Annotated in this window: 16 protein-coding genes; 2 read left to right on the top strand and 14 right to left on the bottom strand. The window is 60.1% G+C overall.

Annotation, left to right across the window (positions count from 1 at the left end):
- Nucleotides 1-9: 9 nt before the first annotated feature.
- The 10 genes from serS to J2Z75_RS00965 all read right to left on the bottom strand — a co-directional run bounded on the left by serS (nucleotide 10) and on the right by J2Z75_RS00965 (nucleotide 12,289).
- On the bottom strand, nucleotides 10-1,293 hold the full coding sequence (serS, locus tag J2Z75_RS01010; protein ID WP_209846413.1) for a serine--tRNA ligase: 1,284 nt from the start codon (nucleotides 1,291-1,293) through the stop codon (nucleotides 10-12).
- 71 nt (nucleotides 1,294-1,364) lie between these two features.
- Complete coding sequence (gene tatC, locus J2Z75_RS01005) at nucleotides 1,365-2,183, bottom strand: twin-arginine translocase subunit TatC (RefSeq protein WP_209846409.1); 819 nt, start codon at nucleotides 2,181-2,183, stop codon at nucleotides 1,365-1,367.
- Nucleotides 2,180-2,806, bottom strand: coding sequence for a Sec-independent protein translocase protein TatB (gene tatB, locus J2Z75_RS01000; RefSeq protein WP_209846406.1), 627 nt, complete (start codon nucleotides 2,804-2,806; stop codon nucleotides 2,180-2,182). Before tatB ends, tatC begins: the two co-directional genes overlap by 4 nt.
- Before the next feature lie 72 nt (nucleotides 2,807-2,878).
- The gene (locus J2Z75_RS00995) at nucleotides 2,879-3,085 is read right to left on the bottom strand and encodes a twin-arginine translocase TatA/TatE family subunit (protein ID WP_209846403.1); all 207 of its coding nucleotides are present in this window, start codon (nucleotides 3,083-3,085) and stop codon (nucleotides 2,879-2,881) included.
- A gap of 258 nt (nucleotides 3,086-3,343) precedes the next feature.
- Nucleotides 3,344-4,078 carry an SMC-Scp complex subunit ScpB gene (gene scpB, locus J2Z75_RS00990; protein WP_407692724.1) on the bottom strand — a complete coding sequence of 245 codons (735 nt, stop codon included), beginning with the start codon at nucleotides 4,076-4,078 and terminating at the stop codon, nucleotides 3,344-3,346.
- The gene (locus J2Z75_RS00985) at nucleotides 4,071-4,889 is read right to left on the bottom strand and encodes a segregation and condensation protein A (RefSeq protein ID WP_209848663.1); all 819 of its coding nucleotides are present in this window, start codon (nucleotides 4,887-4,889) and stop codon (nucleotides 4,071-4,073) included. Before J2Z75_RS00985 ends, scpB begins: the two co-directional genes overlap by 8 nt.
- A gap of 81 nt (nucleotides 4,890-4,970) precedes the next feature.
- On the bottom strand, nucleotides 4,971-5,987 hold the full coding sequence (nagZ, locus tag J2Z75_RS00980; protein WP_209846400.1) for a beta-N-acetylhexosaminidase: 1,017 nt from the start codon (nucleotides 5,985-5,987) through the stop codon (nucleotides 4,971-4,973).
- 153 nt (nucleotides 5,988-6,140) lie between these two features.
- Nucleotides 6,141-9,140, bottom strand: a complete 3,000-nt coding sequence (locus tag J2Z75_RS00975) for an SPOR domain-containing protein (RefSeq protein ID WP_209846397.1) — start codon at nucleotides 9,138-9,140, stop codon at nucleotides 6,141-6,143.
- Nucleotides 9,141-9,203: 63 nt separating this feature from the next.
- Nucleotides 9,204-10,964 carry an arginine--tRNA ligase gene (gene argS, locus J2Z75_RS00970; RefSeq protein ID WP_209846394.1) on the bottom strand — a complete coding sequence of 587 codons (1,761 nt, stop codon included), beginning with the start codon at nucleotides 10,962-10,964 and terminating at the stop codon, nucleotides 9,204-9,206.
- A gap of 107 nt (nucleotides 10,965-11,071) precedes the next feature.
- Nucleotides 11,072-12,289, bottom strand: coding sequence for a deoxyguanosinetriphosphate triphosphohydrolase (locus J2Z75_RS00965; protein WP_209846391.1), 1,218 nt, complete (start codon nucleotides 12,287-12,289; stop codon nucleotides 11,072-11,074).
- A gap of 209 nt (nucleotides 12,290-12,498) precedes the next feature.
- On the opposite strand from J2Z75_RS00965, the gene erpA reads away from it, so the two are divergent.
- Nucleotides 12,499-12,831 (top strand): iron-sulfur cluster insertion protein ErpA, encoded by a 333-nt coding sequence (gene erpA / locus J2Z75_RS00960; protein ID WP_209846388.1) that lies wholly within the window; start codon nucleotides 12,499-12,501, stop codon nucleotides 12,829-12,831.
- A 26-nt stretch (nucleotides 12,832-12,857) separates the two neighbouring features.
- On the opposite strand, the gene J2Z75_RS00955 is transcribed toward erpA, so the two are convergent.
- Complete coding sequence (locus J2Z75_RS00955; protein WP_209846385.1) at nucleotides 12,858-14,318, bottom strand: phospholipase D-like domain-containing protein; 1,461 nt, start codon at nucleotides 14,316-14,318, stop codon at nucleotides 12,858-12,860.
- A 144-nt stretch (nucleotides 14,319-14,462) separates the two neighbouring features.
- On the opposite strand from J2Z75_RS00955, the gene xth reads away from it, so the two are divergent.
- Nucleotides 14,463-15,251 (top strand): exodeoxyribonuclease III, encoded by a 789-nt coding sequence (gene xth / locus J2Z75_RS00950; protein ID WP_209846383.1) that lies wholly within the window; start codon nucleotides 14,463-14,465, stop codon nucleotides 15,249-15,251.
- 18 nt (nucleotides 15,252-15,269) lie between these two features.
- On the opposite strand, the gene exoR is transcribed toward xth, so the two are convergent.
- From exoR to J2Z75_RS00935, 3 genes are all read right to left on the bottom strand, one after another.
- Nucleotides 15,270-16,067, bottom strand: a complete 798-nt coding sequence (gene exoR, locus J2Z75_RS00945; protein ID WP_209846381.1) for an exopolysaccharide production regulator ExoR — start codon at nucleotides 16,065-16,067, stop codon at nucleotides 15,270-15,272.
- Between the two features lie 618 nt (nucleotides 16,068-16,685).
- Complete coding sequence (locus J2Z75_RS00940) at nucleotides 16,686-17,927, bottom strand: OmpP1/FadL family transporter (protein ID WP_209846380.1); 1,242 nt, start codon at nucleotides 17,925-17,927, stop codon at nucleotides 16,686-16,688.
- 494 nt (nucleotides 17,928-18,421) lie between these two features.
- Entirely contained in the window at nucleotides 18,422-21,262 is a 2,841-nt protein-coding gene (locus tag J2Z75_RS00935; protein ID WP_209846378.1) for a valine--tRNA ligase, read from the bottom strand.
- Between the last annotated feature and the right edge of the window lie 49 nt (nucleotides 21,263-21,311).

Below are 21,311 nucleotides of genomic sequence, written 5' to 3'. Positions count from 1 at the left end.
GGACGCGGCTCAACCGGCCTTTTCGATCTTGGTGAGGCCGCCCATATAGGGCAACAATACGTTCGGGATAGTTACCGATCCGTCTTCATTCAGATAGTTTTCGATGACGGCGATCAGGGCGCGACCGACAGCGGTACCCGAGCCGTTCAGCGTGTGAACGAACTTGAGAGCCTTGTCGTCCTTCACCCGGTAGCGCGCATTCATGCGCCGCGCCTGGAAATCGCCGCAGACCGAGCAGGACGAGATTTCGCGATAGGCATCCTGTCCCGGCAACCAGACTTCGAGGTCGTAAGTCTTGCGCGCGCCAAAGCCCATGTCGCCGGTGCACAGCGTCATCACGCGGTAATGCAGGCCGAGGCGCTTGAGAACCTCTTCGGCGCAGGCCGTCATGCGCTCATGCTCGCCGATCGAGCTTTCCGCGTCGGTGATCGATACCAGCTCGACCTTGTTGAACTGATGCTGGCGCAGCATGCCACGGGTGTCGCGGCCGGCGGAGCCCGCTTCCGAGCGGAAGCAGGGCGTCAGCGCGGTGAAGCGCAGCGGCAATGTTTCGGCTTCGAGGATCTGCTCGCGCGCCATGTTTGTCAGCGGCACCTCGGCGGTCGGGATCAACCAGCGGCCATCCGTGGTCTTGAAAAGATCCTCGGAGAATTTCGGCAGCTGTCCGGTGCCATACATGGCCTCATCGCGCGTCATCAGCGGCGGCTGAACTTCGAGATAGCCATGCTCGGTCGTATGCAAGTCGAGCATGAACTGGCCAAGCGCCCGTTCGAGTCGTGCAAGCTGGCCCTTGACGATGGTGAAGCGCGAGCCGGCGATCTTGGCGGCACCTTCGAAATCCAGCCAGCCGAGTTCCTCGCCGATTTCGAAATGCTCCTTCGGCTTGTGATTCCAGCCCGGCTTCTGGCCATGGCTGTACTTGACCACGTTGCCGTGTTCGTCGCTTCCGACCGGCACATCGTCCAGCGGAATATTGGGAATGCTCGACAGCGCGTCGGCAAGCGCTGCATCCGTCTGGCGGTTTTCCTCTTCGAGCGCCGGCATCGTCGTCTTGAGCTCGGCTACTTCCGCCTTCAGCATGTCGGCAAGCGCGCTGTTCTTCTGCGCCATCGCCGCGCCGATCTCCTTGGAGGCAGCGTTGCGGCGGGACTGCATGTCCTGGAGCGCCTGCACGAGGGAACGCCGCTTTTCATCAAGTGAAATCAGCGCAGCCGACAGAGGCTCCGCACCGCGCTTGGCCAGTGCTGCATCCAGCGCTTCGGCGTTGTCCCTAATCCATTTGATATCAAGCATGGTCGTTCAGGTCCTGATCGGTCTTGTCGAAAACTGAAACCCGAACACGTCGCGCTGGCACGAAAACCGTATCAGCCGACGTTTTCTTCCGCCTCGGCAACCGCGCGCGCAGCCGCGTCGCGTGCCCGTTGCCGCTCGACGAGTCGGGCCGTATAGATGGAAACCTCGTAGAGAAGGATGGCCGGGAGGGCAAGGCCGATCTGGGAGACCGGGTCCGGCGGCGTCAGGATCGCCGCGGCGATAAAAGCGATGACGATCGCGTATTTGCGTTTTTCCTTAAGCCCCTGCGCGGTGACAAAACCGACGCGCGCAAGCAGGGTCGTGATCACCGGCAGCTGGAATACCAGGCCGAAGGCGAAGATCAGCGACATGATCAGGCTCAGATATTCCGAGACCTTCGGCAGGAGCTGGATCGACACCTGCCCCTCGCCGCCGTCCTGCTGCATCGCCAGGAAGAACCACATGACCATCGGCGTGAAGAAAAAGTAAACCAGGCAGCCGCCCATGATGAAAAGAAGCGGAGAGGCAACCAGAAACGGCAGGAAAGCCGCCCGCTCGTTCTTGTAGAGCCCCGGTGCCACGAACTTGTAGACCTGCGCGGCGATCACCGGAAAGGCGATCACCAGCGCGGTGAACATCGCAACCTTCACCTGCGTGAAAAAGAATTCCTGCGGCGCCGTGTAGATGAGTTCCACCGCCCGGTGGTTCAGCCCGGCCCACTCGACAGCCCATTTGAACGGCTGCACCAGGACATTGAAGATTCCCTTGGCGAAATAGAAGCAGACAAGGAACGCCACGAAAAACGCGCCGACTGCCCACATCAGGCGGGCGCGCAGTTCGATCAGATGCGCCATCAGCGGCTGGGGCTTATCGTCGATATCGCCGCTCATGCGTCACCTTTTTTCTTGGTCGTCTTGGCAGCGGCCTTGCGGACAGCCGGCTTTACAGTGTCGGAGGCAGCTGCCGTTGCCTTTTTCGCCGGCGTCTTCACCGGTGACAAAACGGCGGCTTCCGCCATGACGGTCTTCGCCTTGGAAGCTCGCTTCGCCTTTGGCTTCTCAGCTTCGGCCGCACGCTCCATTTGCTTTGCGGCGGATGCAATCGCAGCGGCCGCAACCGGACCGGCTTTCGGCGGTTCCTGCGGGACAACCGCCTCCGCCGACACCTCGGCAGGAGCTGGGACGACCGGCTCCTTCGGCTTCGTGTCGACCGCCGTCGCTTTCTGCAGATCGGCCTTGATGTCGTTGCCCATCTGTCGAAGCGGATTCATCGCCTCGCGGATGCTATGCGCCGGATTGAGCTTCTGCGCGTCAGCAAGGGTCTTGCGCACATCATCAAGGTCGGCCTCCTTGAGGGCCTCGTCGAACTGCTGGCGAAAATCATTCGCCATGCCGCGCATCTTGGTCATCATCTTGCCAAACGCGCGCAACATCGGCGGCAGGTCCTTCGGGCCCACCACGAGGATCATAACGATGGCGATAACGACAAGCTCGGTCCAGCCGACATCAAGCATTCTCAAGGACTCCACGAAATCGAAGACGACAGGGCCCTTCCTAAAAGGTCAGGCCCTGAACAGAATGCATGATCAGCGGACTTCGTCGGATTTGTGTTCGACCGTCTTGCCGTCGACGGTCTTGTCGGCCGTCGTCGTGTCTTCCTCGGTCATGCCCTTCTTGAAGCTCTTGATGCCCTTGGCAACGTCACCCATCAATTCCGGAATCTTGCCGCGACCGAACAGCAGCAGAACCACGACCAGAACGATCAGCCAATGCCAGATACTAAAGGAACCCATATCCTTACTCCCTTGAAGCCTGTAACCCCGATTTAAGATGTTCGACCATCTTTTTCAAACAGCAATCTATTCCGCTCGTTAACGGAAAGCCGCACGTCGCGCAATCCTTACACCGAGAGTTGGGCGGGGATACAGTCAACAGTATGATTATCCGTTCTTTCCAGCGCATTCTCGCTGGAAACTCACGCAGACGTGACCAATGCGCGCAGCCCCGAGGTTTCGGACGCCGCTGGGGAATTCACGACAAACAGGCGTGACCTACTCCCCGTCGCCACCGGTCGGCGCCAGAAGGCCAAGTTCTTCGAGGTCGAGCTGGGTGATCGGATCTTCGTCCTCGCCAAAGCCATCGTCGCCGAGTGGCACGGGTATCTGGAAGTTTGCAGGAATGCGGCCGGACAACAGCCCCGCCCCCTTCAACTCTTCAAGACCGGGCAGATCGCGCAGTTCCTCAAGACCGAAATGGTCGAGGAAGTCGCGGGTGGAGCCGAAGGTCACCGGCCGGCCGGGTGTCCGGCGGCGGCCGCGAAACCGGATCCAGCCGGCTTCCATCAAAACGTCCAGCGTACCCTTAGAGGTCTGCACGCCGCGAATGTCCTCGATTTCAGCACGCGTGACGGGCTGATGATAGGCGATGATGGCCAGCACCTCGAGGGCTGCCCGCGACAGCTTGCGCACCTCATTTTCATCCGTCTGGACGATGAAGGAGAGATCGGCGGCGGTGCGGAACGCCCAATGATCGGCGACCTGCAAAAGGTTGACCCCGCGTCCGGCATAGAGGGACTTCAGACGCATCATGATGCGCGGCACGTCAGCACCCCGCGGCAGGCGTGAGGCGATATAGCCTTCGGAGACAGGTTGGGCCGATGCAAAGACGAGTGCCTCGGCGATACGCTCGGCTTCCAGTTCAACTCTCGGGTCAAGGATGGTTTCCGTTACGCCAGCCTCATCCTGCTCCTCGACCATGCCCGGCAGACGCTCTTGCGGATCAATCACGCCCCGCCTCCATATCCGCCAGCACCTCTGCCGTCAGCGGGTTCGGCCCCTGGCGCAGGTAGATCGGCGAAAACGCACCGTCCTGACGGATTTCGAGACGCCCTTCGCGCACCATTTCGAGCGAAGCCGCAAAGGAACTGGCAATGGCCGTTGCGCGCTCCTTCGGGCTGGTCATGTAGCGCAGAAGAAAATGATCGAGCGCCGTCCAGTCGACCATCTCGCCGATCAGCCGGGCAAGGATAAGCCGCGCATCGGCCAGCGACCAGACCTGCCGCTTCTCGATGGTTACCTGCATCACCGCCTCGCGCTGGCGCAGCGAAGCATATGCATTGAGCAGATCGTAGAGCGAGGCCTCGAACGCCGATTTCTTTTCGACAGGGATATGTTCGGGCGCGCCGCGCGCAAAGACATCGCGGCCGAGCCGGTTGCGATTGATCAGCCGGGTGGCTGCCTCGCGCATGGCTTCGAGGCGCTTGAGGCGAAACGCCAGGGCCGAAGCCATTTCCTCACCGGAAGGGCCTTCGTCCTTTGCCTGCTGTGGAATGAGCAGCCGCGATTTGAGGAAAGCCAGCCACGCCGCCATCACCAGATAATCGGCGGCGAGTTCCAGCCGGATGCTGCGGGCGCGCTCGATGAAGGCGATGTACTGTTCGGCGAGCGCCAGGACAGAAATACGGGAGAGATCGACGCGCTGGTTGCGGGCGAGATGCAGCAAAAGGTCAAGCGGACCTTCGAACCCGGCGATATCGACGACAAGTTCTTCCTCATGCAGGCCGCGATCGGAGGTTTCATCCTGCCACAGCGGGTCCATCGGCGCCCGTGTCGCCGGTTTCTTCTGCGTGTCGCCGGCGTTGTTCACGATTGCCCTGCCCCTGAAATCAGCTCATATCCCCTATGCGATGGCAAATATACCATTGAACTCGTCGCGCAATGCTACCTCGTCCGAGGCGTCGGGTTTGGTAAAGCCTGCTTCCACCGCCTTCACACGGCGCAACCTATCGCCGGAAATGACCGGGACCACGCGCGCCACCTGATGCATTTCATCCATGATGCCATGGCAATGCAACACCAGATCGAGCCCAGCGGCAATTATGCCGCGTGCCCGCGCCTCGATATCACCCGCAAGCGCATTCATCGAGACATCGTCCGACATCAGCAATCCGTCAAAACCGATATGGCCGCGGATGACATCGCGCACGACCTTGGCGGACGTGGTCGCAGGATTGTCCGGATCGATCGCCGTGAAAACAATATGGGCCGACATGCCCATCAGTTCATTCTTCATGGCGACGAAGGGCAGGAAATCGCTTTTGGTCAATTCGTCGAAGGAGACATCGACCACCGGCAGCTTGTGATGCGAATCGACGAAGGCGCGGCCATGGCCGGGCATATGCTTCATGACAGGCAACATGCCGCCTGCCTTGAGGCCGGCCGCCGCGGCAGCGCCAATTTCGGCAACGGCATGCGGATCATAGCCATAGGCGCGATTGCCGATCACGTCGCTGCTGCCCTCGATCGGCACATCCAGCACCGGCAGGCAATCGATCGTGATGCCGAACCGCATCAGATCGAAGGCGTGCAACCGCGACATCAGCCAAGCGGCGCGCAGGCCCTGCTCGCGGTCGCGGCGATAGATTTCGCCGATCGCGTCACCATTCGGATATTGCGCGACGATCGGCGGGCGGATGCGCTGGACACGGCCGCCCTCCTGGTCGATCAGCACCGGCGCATCGGGATTGCCGATGCTGTCGCGCAACGACGCGGTCAGATCGGCGATCTGCTCGGGCTCGCTGATATTGCGTCCGAACAGAATGAAGCCCCAGGGGCGTTCACCGGCAAAGAAGGTCTTTTCGTCCGACGTGAGGGTCAGGCCCTTGCAGCCGGAAATGAATGCTTTTGATTCGGTCATTTGGAAATAATAGTCGCTGACGTCCGCAAGGCGAATGCCAGTTTTGCCGCTGTATCCAGTCATTCACAGCTATTGCAGCCCTGGCCTGCTCCCGACGCAAAAAAGACGCGGCCATTTCGCCGCGTCTTTTGATGATTTGGTTGTTCGATCCAGCTACTTCGTGACGAGGCAGCTGCCGCCGGCGCTCTTGTATTGCGAGCACAGGGCATTGGCAGCATCGCGGGTGCCGGCCGGAATACGAACCCGGAAATAGGTCCCCTTGCCGGCGATCTCCGCCTTCTTGATATCGACGCCCTTGCCGCCGATGACACTGCCGAACTTGCCGGACAATGTCTTGTAGGACTTCTGGGCTTCGGCTTCCGACGGCAGCGAGGCAATCTGGATCACGTAGGTGCCCGGCGCGATCGAGGCCGTCTCGACCGGTTTGGCGTCAGTAGCCGGCTTGGCTTCTGCGACCGGCTGGGCTGCGGCCTGATCGGTCTTGAAGGTGTCGACGACCTTGGCCGGCTCTTCGACCGGGCGGGTCTGAGGCACCGGGCTGTTGTCGGCAACCGCTGTGGTCTTGACGGACCGAACCGGCGCCGTTTCCTCGACCGTCGCATCGGCGGCTTCGGCAAGTGCGCTCTTCTGCCCTTGTTCGGCAAGCTGCTCGACAACCGGCAGGGATTTGGGCGTGGAGGCAGTCTCTGTTTGCTGCGTCACTGTCGTCGTCTTGACGACCTTGACCTGCGGATCGCCCTTGTTTGCAGCGGTCTCCGCCGAAGCCACGTTCGTCTCAGGCTGCGCGGCCGGTTCCTCGCGAGCAACCAGCGTACCGTCCGGCTTGACGATCATTGTGCGGACCTTACGCGGTGAAACGGCTGGCGATTGATCCTCATCAGCAGCGGCGTTTTCCGCCGCCTGTCCGTCCGGCAAAAGCCGATCACTGCCGTCATCATCCACCGGCGTGACGCCAGGGATTTCGTCACCGGCGCCCTCGAGCGGCAGGTTCTCCGGCGTCAGCGTCCGCTGAACCACGTCGACGGGCTCTTCGGTGGAGGAGACCAGGGTACCTTGCTGCGGTGTCGTATCCTGCGCGCCGGCAACGCGGTCGTAGACGGCCTTGTCCTGGTTCGGAACGGTCTTGCCGCCCTTCTCCACCGGTACCATCTTCACCGGCGACTTGTCCGCCAGGATGATTTTCGGCTCTCCGCCGGAAAGCGCGGAACCGCTGCCGCCCATGAAGGCGTAAACGCCGACGCCGCCAAAGATCGCCAGACCGGCAACGGCCGCGGCGAGCAATATCAGCCGACGCTTGCCGGAGCCGCTTTGGTCGTCATCGTAGTCGTTGTTGGCAGCGTAACCCGAGCCAACCGCCAGGCGATCCGAGGATGGGTCGGCGTCCTGGCGCTGGCTCAGCGACAGCCGGAAATCCTCTTCCATGGCCTTTTCGAATTCATCGAAATCGTCCTCGACGCTGGCGCCGGAAGAATGAGCCGCCGGGGCGGCCTGGGCCACGGCACCAAAGCCGCTCTCGTCAACCGTACCCCGATCTACGCCATGCGCGTTACGGCTCGGCGTTCCAAAAAGCTGAGCCATTTCAGCGTCGATGTCGAGGTCGTAGTCCGGCTGTTGAACGGCTGGGCGCTCCTGTTCGACAACAGGCAATTGCGGAACGTTGAGATCGCCGATCGTCGCCAGGCTTTCTTCCGTCTCCGCGATCATCGACGGATCGAAAGGCAGCACGCTTTCCGGCTCTTCGCTGATCCGCTGCTCGATTTCCGGAATATCGACGACGGGCGCCGCAGCAAATGCGATGACCGGCTCGACGGCAACAGGCTCGACCGGTGCAAAGGCAGTCGCGCGCGCGGCGCTCTCGAACTCCGACGGATCGATATCCAGATCGATGCCGGAAAGATCCAGTTCGAATGTGTCGAGATCGAAATCCGGCTCGTCATCGACCATCGGCTTCAACGAGGGAGCCGCCTCGATCGCCACCGGCTCGACCGGAATTTCGGCCGGCTGGTACGTGGTTTCGGTGAAAGCGGCAGGCATAACGGGCGCGGCAAGCGGCGTCGCGAACGCCTTCTGCGACAGCACACCGCCGGTCGAAGCGACGGGCGTTGCCCGGCTGAAGGTCGGCGTGAAGGGATAATTGACCTTGCGCGTGACGTCAGGAGACGGGACTGCCTTTACGGCAGCCTTGGCGGGAACCGGAAAGCGCTCGATATCGGCCAAAAGGGCGTCGATGCCATGCGGATCCTTTGGCGAGATGACGATGTCGCCCGATGCATGCGCGGGCTCAGGCTGCCATTCCGGCAGGTCGTCCTGCACCTGAGTTTCAGGCACCGCAATATCTGCGACCCGTTGTTCGAAATCTGGGTGGTCGTCGCCGGCAGGCTCGAATGCCGCGGGCTCTTCGAAGGCAGGCAAAGCGACGGCTTCCACAGGAAGCTCTTCGACTGCGGTGGCGTCAACGCTGAAATCCAGTTCGGGCTCAAAGCGCGGCGCCTGCACGGGCTGCGCTTCGATCTCCGGCGCGTCGTCATGACCGATGGAGAGTTCAAGTTCGCGTTCGAGATCGACACCGTCAAAAACCGGCTCGTCCCACTGCTCGACCGCCCAGCCATTGTCGATTTCCGGGGCGGCAGCCCCCGGCCCCTGCGACCAGGATTGGGCTGCGGACGCTTCCTGAGCGTTGGTCTCGAAAATATCTGATCTGGCGAGAACGGGTTCCTCAGCGGCAATCGGTTCGATCTCAAACACCGGTGCGGCGGCATCAACCAGGGACTCGGCAACCAGTTCTTCAGGCTGATATTCGACCACCGCCGGCGCGACGGGCTCCACGGGAGCTACATGGTATTGTTCGTCAAGCGGCGCGAAGGAGACGGGTTCCTCGACGCGGACAGGCTCTGACACATGCACCGGCGGAGCAGCCTGCGGCGCATCGTAGACATCGAATTCCCGCAGGAGCTCGTCTTCCAGATCGAGGGCCGGCGCATCCATCACAGGTTCACGACGAACCATTTCACGATGTTTCTCGAGTTCCTGCAGCTGCTGGACCGCGGGACGATTGTCATAGCCGACAATGCGGGCGAGTTCGGCCAATGGATCATCATCCGCCAAAACGTCGAATTCCGCAGTCCCGCTTCGTGCGAATTGTTTGTCTGCCATGCGCTCCACTCACAACTTACTAGCCAGTCATTGCCAGTGCATTGTGGGGAAATGGTGTCAATACTATCGCATCTCATCCGGTGCAGCGGTACCTGTAATAGACAGGCCCGACTTCAACACCGAGGCGACAGCACGCACCAACCCTAGTCTGGCAATCGTCAATTCTCTATTTTTATCGTTAACAAAACGTAATTCATGAGCATCTTTACCTTTATTCCAGTGCGCATGGAAGGCGCTGGCAAGATCATAGAGGTAAAACGCGATCCTGTGAGGCTCCTGCGACAGTGCCGCAGCCTCGATGACGCGCGGATATTCTGCAAGCTTGGCCACCAGCTGCAACTCGTTCGAATCGGAAATGTTGCCTTCGATGGCACCGGCAAGATCGATGGTGGCGAAATCGACATCCGGAAAAGCTTCCCCGGCCTGCCGGAAAACCGACATGCAACGCGCATGGGCGTACTGCACGTAGAAGACCGGGTTATCCTTCGACTGTTCTGTCACCTTGGCAAAGTCGAAGTCAAGCGGCTCGGAACTCTTGCGATAGATCATCATGAACCGGACGGAATCCCGGCCGACTTCCTCGACCACGTCCCGCAGCGTGACGAAATCGCCTGAGCGCTTCGACATCTTCACCGGTTCGCCGTCGCGATAGAGCTTGACGAGCTGGCAGAGAAGCACCGTCAGCTTTGACGAACCGCCGGAGACCGCGCGCGCCACAGCCTCAAGCCGCTTGACGTAACCGCCGTGGTCGGCGCCGAGCACATAGATCATCTCGTTGAAGCCGCGGTCGAACTTGTCCTTGAAATAGGCAACGTCGGCGGCGAAGTAAGTATAGGAACCGTCCGACTTGATCAGCGGCCGGTCGATATCGTCGCCGACTTCGGTCGAGCGGAACAGGGTCTGCTCGCGGTCTTCCCAGTCTTCCGGCAGCTGCCCCTTCGGCGGCGGCAAGGCCCCCTTGTAGACATGGCCCTTGAAGGTCAGGTCGTTGATGGCATTGCGGATCCGTCCGGCGCCATCGGCATGCAGGGTCCGTTCAGAGAAGAAAACGTCGTGATGAACATTAAGCGCCGCCAGATCCTCGCGGATCATCACCATCATCGCATCGATGGTGCGGTCCTTGACCAGCGGCATCCACTTGTCTTCCGGCATGAGCCGGAGGCTGGTGCCGAATTCATCGACCAGTGCCTGCCCGACCGGAACGAGATAATCGCCCGGATAGAGCCCCGCGGGAATTTCGCCGATCTTTTCGCCAAGCGCCTCGCGGTACCGCAGGAAAGCGGACCGGGCGAGCGTATCGATCTGCGAGCCGGCGTCGTTGATATAGTACTCCTTGGTGACTTCGTAACCGGCAAACTGAAGCAGGTTGGCAAGCGTGTCGCCGACGACAGCGCCACGGCAATGGCCGACATGCATCGGGCCTGTCGGATTGGCCGAAACATACTCGACATTGACCTTGCGGCCGGCACCGACTGCGCTCCTGCCGTATGCGGTGCCTTCGGCAACCATCCCGGTCAGCAACTTCTGCCAATAGGCAATCGAGAGCTTGACATTGATGAAGCCCGGTCCGGCCACCGAGACGTCGATGACTTCCGGGTCTTCTTTCAGCCTGACGACGATCTGTTCGGCAAGCGCACGCGGATTGGTTCCGAGCGGCTTGGCCAGCACCATGGCAGCGTTGGTCGCCACATCACCGTGGCTGGCATCCCGCGGCGATTCTACGCTGACCCTGTCAAAATCAATTTCGGATCGCTTTTCACGTACGATATCAATCGTCTCCAGGACGTTTTTAATTCTTGCTTCGAAGTCTGTGAAAAGGTTCATGTCATCCATCCGCTCTGCTGCGCCAGAAGCGCGCGAGGTCGCATTATTATCGTTCAAAACCGGAGACAGCTTACAACGCTCGCCGCTGTCTTCAACCGGCGCGGTGACTATCGCAAATCGGGAGTATGGTCAAACAAGCGCTGGTGCACCGCAATGGCATAGGTATCGGTCATTCCGGCCAGATAGTCGCCGACATGGCGGGCCTTTGCCGGCTCGGCCATGCCGGCGATCAGGTCGATCCAGTAATGCTTCTGCATTTCGCGCGGGTCGGCCATGAAGGCCTTGTAGAGATCGGTGACGATCAGGGCCGCATTCTTGCGCACACGCATGACTTCGGGGTGACGATAGATCCGTGTCATCAGCATTTTCTTGATCTGCTGGTCGGTCTGGAACATGGCGCCGGAGAAGGTCGCAATCACCCTGCCCGCATTGCGCACATCCGCTGCACTCTGCGGGCGAATATCCTTGAGATTGTCCTGCGCGACGGTGATCACATCCTCGACCATGGCGGTGATCTGGCGGCGCATGATTTCGTGGGTGAACCGGCTTGCTTCCAGTCCGGGGTAACGATCGCCGACCTCGCGCATCAGACCGGCCAGGAAAGGAATTTCCTCCAGCATTTCGAACGTCAGATAGCCCGACCGCAATCCGTCGTCGATATCGTGGGTGTTGTAGGCGATGTCGTCGGCAATCGCCGCCACCTGCGCTTCAAGGCTTGCAAAGCTTGCCAGTTCCAGATCGTGCAGCGCGCAATAGTCGCGGATCGGCTGGGGAACCGGGCCGCGCGTGCCCTCGCCATTTGCTGCCACCAGCGGTCCGTTGTGCTTGACCAGGCCTTCCAGGCTCTCCCAAGTCAGGTTGAGGCCATCGAATTCGGCATAGCGGCGTTCGAGCTTGGTGACGATGCGGAGCGACTGCGCATTGTGGTCGAAGCCGCCATAAGGCTTCAGCATCTCGTGCAGCGCGTCCTCGCCCGTGTGGCCGAAAGGCGTATGACCGAAATCGTGGACGAGCGCGACCCCTTCGGCGAGATCCTCGTCGAGTTTCAACGCCCGCGCCAGTGCCCGGGCGATCTGCGCCACTTCGATCGTGTGGGTCAGCCGCGTGCGATAGTGGTCGCCGTCGGCGGCAATGAAGACCTGGGTCTTGTGCTTCAGCCGGCGAAAGGCGGTGGTGTGGACGATCCGGTCTCGGTCGCGCTGGAAATCCGACCGCGTCGGGCTGCCGGTCTCGGGATACAGCCGACCGCGGCTCGCCCACGGATCGGAGGCGAAAATCGCACGTTCACCGGCACCGAAACCAAGAGCATGTCTGTCCAATGTCATTTCCCACTCAGCATCCCATTGACGCGGTATTAAAGCCTTCATACCTATAGTGTGCGCTGCAGGAAAGCACCGAGTGGAAATCACTCGTGACCTTGAACGAAAACAAGGATTTGCTGCGCAATCGATCCTTCCCGGCTGCCGGCAATACTGGGCAACGGGTGACGTAAACAGCGAATCTCTCCGGTTCTTGACCCCGGCAGGAGGTAGATATGACAGCAGAAACCGTAACTCTCTCGGACTCGGCGGCAAAACGCATTGCCGTGATCCTGAAAACGGACGCCGACAAAAAAGCCATGCGCGTTTCCGTCGAAGGCGGCGGATGTTCGGGCTTTTCCTACAAGTTCGACCTGGTCGGCGATGCCGGCGACGATGACCTCGTTCTGGAAAAGGGCGACGCGAAAGTGCTGATCGACAGCCTGTCGCTGGTCTATATGAGCGGCTCCGAAATCGATTTCGTCGACAACCTGCTCGGCCAGTCCTTTCAGATCAAGAATCCGAATGCGGTTGCAAGCTGCGGCTGCGGCACGAGTTTCTCGGTCTGACGAAAAATGCCTGACGGCGCATCGCCCTACAGATAGGGCGACCCCAGCCAGAAAATCTTGTTGAGCAGGCGCGTGGCAAACGGCTTTGCGCGCAGGTCCGCGAGCGTCACCGGCTGCGCATTCTTCAGCACGGCCCGGATTCTCTGGCCGACGGCCCCGGCAAAACCGGCGTCGAGTACTTCCAGATCGATCTCGAAATTCAGCCGCAGCGAGCGCGGGTCGAGATTCGAGGAGCCGACATAGGCCCAGCGATCATCAACCGTCATCAGCTTCGAGTGATTGAACGCACCGGTGGAGCGCCAGATGCGGCAACCGCCCTTCAAGGTCTGGTCGAACTGCGCCGTCATCGCCCGATCCACCAGCACGAGGTTATTGACGGCCGGGACGATGATATCGACCTCGACCCCGCGCATCGCCGCCGTGACAAGGGCACTGATCAGTTCCCTGTCTGGCAGGAAATACGGCGACATGATGCGGATATTCCGTCTTGCGATGGAAAACGCACCCATCATCATCTTGTGGTTGGATTCGTTTGCCCGGTCGGGTCCGGACGGCACGGCGCGCATCAGCATGGAGGGCTTCTGCTGTTGCGGCGCGAGCGAAATTTTCCACGCCTCCCGGTCCAGCGCCTCCCGGCTGGCAAACCGCCAGTCTTCGGACGCGACCTGGAAGAGATCGGCAACGACCGGGCCAGACACGCGGAAATGCGTATCGCGCGCCTGAGCGTCGCCGGCAAACTCCGCCGTAAAACCCGACCGGATGTTCATGCCACCGGTAAAGGCAACGGCGCCGTCAACGACGAGGATTTTTCGGTGCGTGCGCAGATTGGCATAGGGAAGCCGCAACCCCATGATGATGTTGCCGTTGAAGACCCGCACCGTCACGCCACCGGCCTGCAGGTGGCCGACAATGCTCGGGACCGAATATCGCGCACCAACCGCGTCGATCAGCACCCGCACCGCGACGCCGCGTTTGGCTGCCGTGATCAAGGCATCGGCAAAGCGCAGGCCGATGGCATCGCGATCAAAAATATAGGTCTCGAGCAGGATGGAACGCGTCGCGCCGGCGATCTGCTGCAGCATCATCGCATAGGCTTCGTCACCGCTTTCGAGCATGGTGATGCTATTGCCGGTGCACATGCGGTGGCGGCTGACGCGGTCACCGAGCAATTTCATGGCTCCGAATCGCGGGCCGAACCGGTCCGCCACGGCGGGGACAGACACGTCGAATTTGCCCATGGCATCCGAACCATGTTCCCTGAACTGAGATCTTTGCTGTTCGATCGAGGAGCGGCGAATGCGGTTGATGCCGGCAATCGCATAAAGCAGCGCGCCCAGCACCGGTGACAGCAGAATGACGCCGACCCAACCGAGCGCCGAGCGCACCTCCTCCTTGGTCATCGTGGCATGGATGGCCGCCGGGACGCCGAGGACGACGGAGAGCACGGCCAGGAAATGCGGCCAGTAGGTGGTGAGCATGACAATCATGGTCGGGAATATAGCGAGGCATAATCAGGAAGCAATTCGGGCGGACGTCATACAGCCTGCGTTGCGGATCGGGTTTGTCAAAAAAATCCGACGACGCTAAAAGGAGAGCAGGCTCCGCGCCGTCAGCGAAAAGGACGTGACTCCATGAAAATCGTTACCTGGAACATCAACGGCGTCAGGGCCCGCATCGACGTTCTCGTAGCCTGGCTGAAGGAATCGCAGCCCGATATCGTCTGCCTTCAGGAAATCAAGACGATGGATGAAGGCTTTCCCCGCGCGGAGATCGAGGCGCTCGGTTATCATGTCGAAACGCATGGCCAGAAGGGCTTCAACGGCGTGGCGATTCTTTCGAAGCTCCAGCCGGACGAGATCAATCGCGGGCTGCCCGGCGACGATTCGGACGAGCAGTCGCGGTTCATCGAAGGGGTGTTTTCCGTCAAGGGCGGCGCAATCCGCGTCTGCTCGATCTACCTGCCGAACGGCAATCCGGTCGAGACGGAAAAATTCCCCTACAAGCTTTCCTGGATGGATCGCCTCGGTGCCTTTGCGGCAAGCCGTCTTGCATTGGAAGAGCCGCTGATTCTGGCGGGCGACTACAATGTCATCGCCGAACCGCACGACTGCTGGGACGTCAAGGTCTGGCAGAACGACGCTCTGTTCCAGCCGCGCACCCGGCAAGCATTTCGCCGCCTCGAAAACCTTGGGTTTACCGACGCCGTCCGCTCAACGACGGATGCAACGCCGCTCTATACGTTCTGGGATTATCAGGCCGGCTGCTGGCCGAAGAACTTCGGCATCCGCATCGATCACCTGATGCTGTCGCCGGAAGCGGCCGACAGGTTGATTTCGACGGATGTCGAGAAGCACGTGCGCGCCTGGGAAAAGCCGTCCGATCACGTACCGGTGGCAGCGGAATTCAATTTTGCCGCATGACGCAGAAACCTTGACGGTTCAGTCGCTGTCGAGGTGAATGCTGTGTGACATGGCGACGGCCGTCCGGCGGTCGTCTTCGCTGGCAATCGAGAAGGCCTGCTCCTGCAGGGATTGCAGCCAGGGCCGTTCCTTCGGCGTACACTGGTCGAGTGCAGCGGTCATATAGGCCAGTCCACGCGCCGTCTGACCTTCCTGGAAGATCACATTGCCGAAAACGCCCATGGCGCCAGCGTGGCCGTTCTTACGGGCGCGATTGAGCCATTTCTTCGCCTGCTGGACATTGACGCTGCCGCCGTCGCCGGAGAGAAGCATCTTGGCGAGCTGGAATTGCGCCTCGGCGACACCGAAGGTCGAGGCGGCCTGGAAATAGAGCTGGCGGGCCTGGCTGAGATCACTCTTGATGGGACTATCGGGAATACCGCGGCGATAATAGCCGGCGAGCGAAATCAGGGCGTTGACGAAATAGCCCGTATCCTCGGAACCCGGCTCGACGCCTTTTTCGGCGATCTCGCTGTAGATCTTGAAGGCTTCCAGATCGTTTTCAGCCACGCCGTCGCCATAGGCGTACATGTTGGCGAGTGCCCAGCGGGAGCCCGTATGGCCCTTTTCGGCCGCATAACGATAGGCTTCGACCGCCTCATCCTTGCGGCCGTTCTTGTAGGCCGAAAAACCGAACTTGAAGAGCGCGAAAGGGCCGGATTCCTTGGTGACGCCGGCATTCGGATCGAATGCGTAAGCCGTGCGCTGCTGCGCAGAGAGCGCGAGCGCCATACTCAGAACAAGAAACGTCAACGAGCGGTAACCGCGTATCAGCATGATAGTCTATTTCTTCCGTTCAAACCCAAGAGCCGGTCAGCGCCGGTCCAGATAAGCCCCCTGCCGTCAGCGCTGTTCGCCGCGGCAGTTCTCCAACAGTAGTCAACGTTTCCGGCAAGAGTGCGGCCTGCCCCAGCCGCTCGATCCAGCTCGCAGCGATACGGCCTGCCCGGTAGCTCCGAAAAGCTGTTGCAAGGCCACGTAACATCACCGGAGACATGGATTTTTTCGAAAACGCGATAACTCATATTCCCTCAAACGCAGCATGCTCAAAACTTACTGGCACGTTTGTCAAGTCCATCGGTGCTCCCAGTTTGTGGCGGGAAATAGACACAATCGCCTGCCAGCAGGCCGCTACAAACTATAGAAAGAATGTGTTGCTGAATCGTCACAAAACGTGATGCCGGAAAAGCGAAAAATCTGATTTTTACTGTTGCAATTCCAGGAGGGAAACCCGCGGGAAATGGGAATTTTACCGTTCCGCGGCGCAACAATGCTTATTATGCGGCTGCAAGCCTGCGTTCGCGTCCAGGGCGTTCGTGAACAAAAACAAGCACACCCAAAAGCACAAAAAGCCCGATGCGAACACCGGGCTTTTTGATCTGTTGTGTCGGAAGATCAGAACTTGACCTTCAGCGACGTGGAAATCGCGCTGACGATGTCGGTTCCAAAATCATAAGTGACGTTGGTACCAACGGGCACGCCATTATATGTCTGCGGTCCGGAGCTGCCGCTCGTCAGCAGGCCGATCGCACCCGCAAGCCGAAGCTCGACATTTTCCGTCGGCATGTAGGACACACCCGTACCCAGCGTCCAGCTGTCCGTCTGGTTGCCATAGCCGTGGCTCGTCCCGCGATCCCAGGTCAGGCTGACGGCACCGCTCCACTGATCGTTGAACTTGTGGCCAACGCCGCCGGAGATCGTCCAGCCGTCGCGGTAGAGCAGATCGAGGCTGGTCGGTGGGCGAACCGGGCTGGGGTCGTCGGCGGTGACGCTCACGATCTGCAGTTGGCTCCAATCGGTCCATTTGACAGAACCGAATACCAGCCAGCCGGGGGCGATGCCCGTCTGCACCTTCAGTTCCAAGGAATCAGGCATCGAAGCGAAGCTGGAGACGTCATAACGCGAGCCGAAAATCGGTCCTGTCGGGCCAACGCCGAGAATGACGCGGCTGAGATCAATGGTGCCGTCGAGATTGTCGAGATCCACCTTGCTGTTGTAGACGAGGCTCGCACGGAGGGCATATTCAGGAATTTCGTAGGCGACACCCGCACGCCAGCCCCATCCGCTGCCCTCAAGGTCCATCCGACCGACGCCAGTGATCCCGAGCGCGGGAACCGCAGGCGATACGAGCCGCTCCTTGAAGCCGCCGACCTCTTGGTAAAAGCCGCCGCCGATCACGCGGAACTGGCCCTTGCCCATGTCCCACTTGTAGGAGCAGGTTGCAGCGTAGTTGTCGCTTTCGATCTTGGTTTCGATATTGTCATTGGCACCCGCCCAGTTGGCGCCCGGACTCGTATGCGCACCCCAAGGCTGCGAATAGTCGGCCATGCAGTCAACGCTATCGCCAATGCCGGCCTTTACGCCGATACGCGGAACCCAATAACCCTCTGTATCCCTAACACCGCTATTCGGAAGACCGTTCAAATCGCCGTTGGCCGGATTGATATCAACTACATTGTCGAGTTCGCGCTGCGGATTGACATAGGTTGCCGCAGCTTCGGCCGCATATGTCGACGGGTCGAACAGCAGGTCTATATTGTAGCCGCCACGTTCCAGACCGCCTGCATTTGCCGCGCTTGCGGTTAATGCAGCAGTCAGTGCCGCCATCATGGCAGTCTTGATTTTCTTGTGAACCATTCGTCCCTCCCCTGAACACAGATCGGTCGCCAGCGTTGAAATCAGCGACCGAAACAAAAGTATTCGGCGGGACGGCCCAGATAGCAAATACCTAGATCTGGGGGTACAAGGCTTCCGATCACGGAAAATTTACGTAAGAAAATTACGACGCAAGGAAAATCGACGATATTCAGTACATAATTTCACATTTTCGAAAAAAATAGAAACAACTTGAAAAATAATTCCTCAAAATCATCAAAGTGTCACTTCGACACAACAATGCCGCTTTTTGCAGGAATCGCCTTACCGATCGTGAATATTCAGGCGCAATCATGGCGATGTGGGGTTTTGAGACGAGAATTGCAGCTAAACACAGAATCACCGATAACTCCGGCGTTATTCCGTCTTCACGCTTATGGGCACCGTAACGCGATCCGCTCGCCGCAACGATAAAAGCGACCGGTTGATCCGCAACCAGTCGCTTTTCGATTTTCTATCCGACGCGAAGCCGTCAATCAGCCGGCTTCCGAAATCCTTGCCAGCGCCACGCCCAGAGACGCTTTCTGGCCGTCGAGTTCGGCCAGACGTTCACGCTCCGCCTCGACGACATCCGGACGCGCATTGGCAACGAATTTTTCGTTCGAAAGCTTGCCGAGGATACGCTCGCGCTCCTGGTCTACCTTGCCGACCGCCTTTTCAAGACGGAGCTTTTCAGCCGCCAGATCGATCAGGCTGCCGAGCGGCAGGCAAACCGTCGCCTCGCCGACCACGATCTGGGCGCTTCCCTTCGGTGCCGCAGCGGCAAGATCGATCGCATCGACGCGCGCCAGCCGGCGGATGGCCGCGGCGTGGCGTTCCAGCCGTTCCTTGGTCAGCATGCTCGCCTCGACGACGACCAGGGGGGCGATGGCAGCCGGCGGAACGTTCATTTCCGAGCGTACCGAGCGGATGCCCGACACCAGGTCGATCAGCCAGTTGGTTTCGCCGGCCGCGGCGTCATCCGCGTAGGAGGCTACAGGCCAGTCCGCATGGCACAGCAGGCTGTCGCGCGTCTTGCCCTCGCCTGCGGTCTGCGCCCAGAGTTCTTCCGTCATGAACGGCATGAAGGGATGCAGCAGCTTGTAGGTCTCGTCGAGGACATAGGCGACGCAGGCTCGCGATTCCGCCTTGCCGGCCTCATCATCGCTGCCAAAGACAGGCTTCAGCAATTCCAGATACCAGTCGCAAACCTGGTTCCAGACGAAACGATAGAGGCTGCCGGCCGCTTCATTGAACCTGTAGCCTTCGATTGCGTCGGTGACGTCGCGGATCGTCCGGGAGAGTTCCGTCAGAATCCAGCGGTTGATGGTCAGCGAGCAGGTTTCAGGCACGAACTTCGGGTCGTTGGCAACACCGTTCATGCCGGCGAAGCGCGTCGCGTTCCAGAGCTTGGTACCGAAATTTCGGTAGCCGGCGATACGGGCCGGATCGAGCTTCACGTCGCGGCCCTGCGCCGCCATGATCGCCAGCGTGAACCGCAGCGAATCCGCGCCATATTCGTCGATCAGATCCAGCGGATCGATGACGTTCCCCTTCGACTTCGACATTTTCGCGCCGTTCTTGTCGCGAACCAGCGCATGCACATAGACCGTGTGGAACGGCTCGACGGGCGTGCCGTCGGTGTCCTTCATGAAATGCAGGCCCATCATCATCATCCGGGCGACCCAGAAGAAGATGATGTCAAAGCCGGTCACCAGAACGTCGGTCTGATAGTATTTGTCGAGTTCCGGCGTCTTGTCTGGCCAGCCGAGCGTCGAGAACGGCCAGAGCGCGGAAGAGAACCAGGTGTCGAGCACGTCCTCGTCGCGGACGAGAATTTCGCCCGGGCGGAAGTTTTCGAGCAGATCCTCGACGTAAGCCTTCATCGGGCCTTCATGTGAAAGATAATGCTGGATCGCAGCGTGCAGCGCCTCTTCCTCGGTCTTTTCGACGAAAACCTGACCGTCGGGGCCATACCAGGCCGGAATCTGGTGTCCCCACCAGAGCTGCCGCGAAACGCACCAGGGCTGGATGTTCTCCATCCATTCGAAATAGGTCTTTTCCCAGTTCTTCGGGACAAAGTTCGTCCGTCCCTCGCGGACAGAGGCGATGGCCGGTTTGGCAAGCGTCTTGGCATCGACGTACCACTGCTCGGTCAGCCGCGGCTCGATCGGAACGCCACCACGGTCGCCATGGGGAACCGTGTGCTTGTGCGGCTCGATCTTGTCGAGCAGGCCGCGTTCCTCGAACATCGTGACGATTGCCTTGCGGGCGGCGAAACGCTCCACGTTGTCAAGGGCGGAGATCAAGGCTTCCAGCTCATCGCTTGCAGGCAGGCCCTCAAGAAAATCCTCGTTGCCGGCCAGCGTCAGATGGCCATCGATCGTCAAAATGTTGACCTGCCGCAGATGGCGCCGCTTGCCAACCTCGAAGTCGTTGAAATCATGGGCGGGTGTCATCTTGACGGCACCGGTGCCGGCGGTTGGGTCCGGATATTCGTCGGCAACGATCGGGATGAGCCGGCCGACCAGCGGCAGCACGACATGCTTGCCGACGATGGCCTTGTAGCGCTCGTCGTCCGGGTGAACGGCTACACCGGTATCGCCAAGCATGGTTTCCGGCCGGGTCGTCGCAACGACCAGATAGTCGCGCGTTTCCCATTCCGTCGCCTTGCCGTCCTCGTCGAAGGCGATCGGATGCTGGTAGGTGACGCCCTCCTCCAGCGGATAACGCAGGTGCCAGAGACTGCCGGCAACTTCGATCTGCTCGACCTCAAGGTCCGAGATCGCCGTCAACAGCTTCGGATCCCAGTTGACCAGCCGCTTGTCCTTGTAGATCAAGCCATCCTTGTAGAGCGAGACGAAGACTTCCAGAACAGCCTTCGACAGGCCTTCATCCATGGTGAAGCGTTCGCGCGACCAGTCGCAGGAGGCGCCGAGGCGCTTCAGCTGGTTGAAGATCAGTCCGCCGGATTCGGCCTTCCATTCCCAGACCTTGTCGATGAAGGCCTCGCGGCCCATCTCGCGGCGATGCTGCTGGCGTTCCATCAGCTGACGCTCGACGACCATCTGCGTGGCGATGCCGGCATGGTCCATGCCCGGCTGCCAGAGCACGTCCTTGCCGCGCATGCGCTCGAAGCGCACCATGATGTCCTGCAACGTGTTGTTCAGCGCATGGCCCATATGCAGCGAACCCGTAACGTTCGGCGGCGGAATGACGACGCAGAAGCTCTCGGCACCCGGTTTTGCACCTGCGCCAGCGCGGAAGGCGTCCTCATCATCCCAGATCTTGGCGATGCGCGGTTCGACAGCGGCGGAATCATAGGTTTTTTCAAGCATTCTGAAGCCAAACTTGCTGATTGATATCGGTGGGTTGTAAATCGGAACG

Origin of the sequence: Rhizobium herbae, from assembly GCF_017873135.1 — a bacterium.
GTDB lineage: Bacteria > Pseudomonadota > Alphaproteobacteria > Rhizobiales > Rhizobiaceae > Pararhizobium > Pararhizobium herbae.
The sequence above is the reverse complement of the archived record's forward strand: the minus strand, read 5'-3'. Positions and strand labels throughout refer to the sequence as shown.

Excerpts from the sequence above, each read along its gene's own strand:
- J2Z75_RS00975 (WP_209846397.1), bottom strand. The coding sequence starts at position 9,140 with ATGGCAGACAAACAATTCGCACGAAGCGGGACTGCGGAATTCGACGTT.
- J2Z75_RS00995 (WP_209846403.1), bottom strand. The coding sequence starts at position 3,085 with ATGGGTTCCTTTAGTATCTGGCATTGGCTGATCGTTCTGGTCGTGGTT.
- tatB (WP_209846406.1), bottom strand. The coding sequence starts at position 2,806 with ATGCTTGATGTCGGCTGGACCGAGCTTGTCGTTATCGCCATCGTTATG.
- argS (WP_209846394.1), bottom strand. The coding sequence starts at position 10,964 with ATGAACCTTTTCACAGACTTCGAAGCAAGAATTAAAAACGTCCTGGAG.
- J2Z75_RS00935 (WP_209846378.1), bottom strand. The coding sequence starts at position 21,262 with ATGCTTGAAAAAACCTATGATTCCGCCGCTGTCGAACCGCGCATCGCC.
- erpA (WP_209846388.1), top strand. The coding sequence starts at position 12,499 with ATGACAGCAGAAACCGTAACTCTCTCGGACTCGGCGGCAAAACGCATT.
- J2Z75_RS00940 (WP_209846380.1), bottom strand. The coding sequence starts at position 17,927 with ATGGTTCACAAGAAAATCAAGACTGCCATGATGGCGGCACTGACTGCT.
- nagZ (WP_209846400.1), bottom strand. The coding sequence starts at position 5,987 with ATGACCGAATCAAAAGCATTCATTTCCGGCTGCAAGGGCCTGACCCTC.
- J2Z75_RS00955 (WP_209846385.1), bottom strand. The coding sequence starts at position 14,318 with ATGATTGTCATGCTCACCACCTACTGGCCGCATTTCCTGGCCGTGCTC.
- exoR (WP_209846381.1), bottom strand. The coding sequence starts at position 16,067 with ATGCTGATACGCGGTTACCGCTCGTTGACGTTTCTTGTTCTGAGTATG.
- tatC (WP_209846409.1), bottom strand. The coding sequence starts at position 2,183 with ATGAGCGGCGATATCGACGATAAGCCCCAGCCGCTGATGGCGCATCTG.
- J2Z75_RS00985 (WP_209848663.1), bottom strand. The coding sequence starts at position 4,889 with ATGGACCCGCTGTGGCAGGATGAAACCTCCGATCGCGGCCTGCATGAG.
- xth (WP_209846383.1), top strand. The coding sequence starts at position 14,463 with ATGAAAATCGTTACCTGGAACATCAACGGCGTCAGGGCCCGCATCGAC.
- J2Z75_RS00965 (WP_209846391.1), bottom strand. The coding sequence starts at position 12,289 with ATGACATTGGACAGACATGCTCTTGGTTTCGGTGCCGGTGAACGTGCG.
- serS (WP_209846413.1), bottom strand. The coding sequence starts at position 1,293 with ATGCTTGATATCAAATGGATTAGGGACAACGCCGAAGCGCTGGATGCA.